The organism is Streptomyces sp. NPDC127092, assembly GCF_042722475.1.
Taxonomy (GTDB): domain Bacteria; phylum Actinomycetota; class Actinomycetes; order Streptomycetales; family Streptomycetaceae; genus Streptomyces.
The window spans coordinates 1-480 of record NZ_JBHXFE010000370.1 but is presented as its reverse complement, the minus strand read 5'-3'; the positions used below and the strand labels follow the sequence as shown (position 1 = coordinate 480).

The following is a 480-nucleotide window of genomic DNA, read 5'->3' as shown; positions in this document are numbered from 1 at the left end:
GCCGTGATGGTGCCGTCCTTCGCGAACGCCGGGCGCAGGGCGCCCAGCGACTCGGCGGTCGTGTCCGGGCGGACCCCTTCGTCCTGGGAGACGACCAGCGGGTCGCCCTTGCGCTGCGGGATCTCCACCGGGGCGATCTCGCCCTCGAAGACGCCCTCGGACTGGGCCCGGGCGGCCCGCTGGTGCGAGGCCGCGGCGACCTCGTCCTGCTCGGCGCGGGCGATGTTCCGCTCGCCGTTGCCGGACTCGGTCAGCTCGCCCATGGCCTCGTGGCTCAGGGAGTCGGTGAGGCCGTCCCACGCGACGGCGTCGAGCATGGTGGCCGGGCCGTACTTGAAGCCCTTGCGCGCGCCGGGCAGCAGGTGCGGGGCGTTGGTCATGGACTCCTGACCGCCGGCCACCACCACGTCCGCCTCGCCGAGGCGGATGAGACGGGCGGCGTCGATCACGGCGGTGAGGCCGGACAGGCACACCTTGTTG

General features: G+C 74.0%; 1 protein-coding gene. It reads right to left on the bottom strand.

Annotation, left to right across the window (positions count from 1 at the left end; translation table 11 throughout):
- On the bottom strand, nt 1–480 hold a 480-nt coding region (locus tag ACFWJO_RS40505), incomplete at both ends, for a beta-ketoacyl synthase N-terminal-like domain-containing protein (protein ID WP_386873379.1).